Source organism: Rhodobacter viridis, from assembly GCF_003217355.1.
In the GTDB taxonomy this organism is placed as follows: Bacteria; Pseudomonadota; Alphaproteobacteria; order Rhodobacterales; family Rhodobacteraceae; genus Rhodobacter; species Rhodobacter viridis.
The window spans coordinates 1-1,207 of the sequence record NZ_QJTK01000054.1 but is presented as its reverse complement, the minus strand read 5'-3'; the positions used below and the strand labels follow the sequence as shown (position 1 = coordinate 1,207).

Genomic DNA, 1,207 nt, shown 5'->3' with positions numbered 1-1,207 from the left:
CACCCAGCTCAGGGTCATCCCGGAGCATTACGTGTGGGAAAAGCACATCTACTTCCGCTGCGCCTGCAACCGCAGCGCCGCCTGCAAGGAGCACAAGCCCGTGTCCGCACATGCCGAGGGCTTCATCGGCCGGAGGCGCACGATCACGCCGAGGACCGTGGTGGAGGCGGTCTGCCAGAAATTTTACGAACACTCGACGCATTACCGCCAGCGGCGTCGACTGGACAACGCCGGGTTCAACGTGGCGCGCCAGACGCTTGGCCGCAACGCGACCCACATCGCGGGCTTTCTGGAGCCGGTGTGCGATGAAATCTGGCGGCACGTGACCAGCGGGCATGCGGCGCACATGGACGAGACGCCGTTGCGCACCCAGGCCAAAGGGGGCTGCGAGACGACCTGGCTCTGGGGGCTGTGCCGCGATGAACGTGGCTGGAACAAAGAGGCCGAACCGGCGGTTTATTTCGAGCACGACGCCTCGCGTGGCGGGCATGTCGCGGAGCGCATGCCAGACGGGGCGTTGATCGGGGCGCGCTGATCGACACCCTCCAGATCGACGGCTGGAAGGCCTACAACCGGATCCGCCGGGTGCCGGGGCAGAACGACGGGGTGGAGATCGCGCGCTGCAGGACGCATGCGCGCCGCAAGTTCACCGACAGCCAAAAGGCCGCGCCGAGCACCCTTGCGAAGCGCGTGATCAAGGGGCTCAAGGCCGTCTATGAGGTCGAGGAACGGGTCTATGGCTGCCCGCCCGAGGAGCGCCAGGCGCTGCGCCTCGCTGAGGCGCTGCCGGTCCTCGAAAAGATCCGTGCGGACCTGCTGCGGGTCGAACCCGATCTGGCCAAGGGCCGCCTGAAGACTGCCGTCAAATACTTCCTGAGCGGCTGGGAGGATCTGACCCGGTACGTTTATGACGGCCGGCTCGCGATCGACAACAACCCCGTCGAACGCTGCATGCGCGGGATTGCCCTTTCGAAAAAGAACTCGCTCTTTGCCGGCAACCTCATGGCTGCGAAGAACTGGGCCATCTTCTATTCCTTGATCGAGACCGCGCGGCTGAACGGCGTCGACCCCTTCCGCTATCTGAGCTGGGTCATCGATCAGATCGAAAAGGGGCGTGAGCTGACCGATTACAGCCAGCTGATGCCCTGGCATTACAAGGCCGCCAACGAGGCCCCGTCGCAAGGCAAGGCGGCCTGACCTCGCGCCC

The 1,207-nt window shown here is 65.1% G+C and carries 2 protein-coding genes; both read left to right on the top strand.

Translation table 11 applies throughout. From position 1 onward, the window contains the following. The coding region (locus tag C8J30_RS19300; RefSeq protein WP_146227977.1) for an IS66 family transposase at positions 1-535 on the top strand (535 nt) is incomplete at its 5' end. After that, positions 430-1,197 (top strand): IS66 family transposase, encoded by a 768-nt coding sequence (locus C8J30_RS19295; RefSeq protein WP_342767563.1) that lies wholly within the window; start codon positions 430-432, stop codon positions 1,195-1,197. The genes C8J30_RS19300 and C8J30_RS19295, both read left to right, overlap by 106 nt. The last annotated feature ends 10 nt before the right edge of the window (positions 1,198-1,207 follow it).